The sequence below is a fragment of the Bartonella sp. AA2SXKL genome, from assembly GCF_042197205.1.
GTDB lineage: Bacteria > Pseudomonadota > Alphaproteobacteria > Rhizobiales > Rhizobiaceae > Bartonella.
Genome location: NZ_JBHIRN010000144.1, coordinates 1 through 309, shown reverse-complemented (window position 1 = coordinate 309; position 309 = coordinate 1). Strand labels below are relative to the sequence as shown.

Genomic DNA, 309 nt, shown 5'->3' with positions numbered 1-309 from the left:
CTTCTCGTTTCGTTGGGCTGGCAGATGATCTTGCACGCTCAATGCGTGCAATATCAGCGCGTGTTGCTGTGGTGCCAGGACGCAATGTGATTGGAATAGAATTGCGCAATGTAAAGCGTGAGATGGTTTATTTACGCGAAATTTTACAAGCGCAGGAATTTGTTGAAAGCAAAGCGAAATTAGGACTTGCTTTAGGTAAGACAATCGGTGGTGAAACGGTTATTGCTGATTTAGCGAAAATGCCGCACCTGTTGGTGGCAGGAACAACAGGATCGGGAAAGTCTGTTGCTATTAATACCATGATCTTAT

The 309-nt window shown here is 44.7% G+C and carries 1 protein-coding gene; it reads left to right on the top strand.

Annotation, left to right across the window (positions count from 1 at the left end; genetic code table 11):
• Positions 1-309: DNA translocase FtsK (locus ACFINS_RS10320; RefSeq protein WP_375706216.1), on the top strand; the 309-nt coding region annotated here is incomplete at both ends.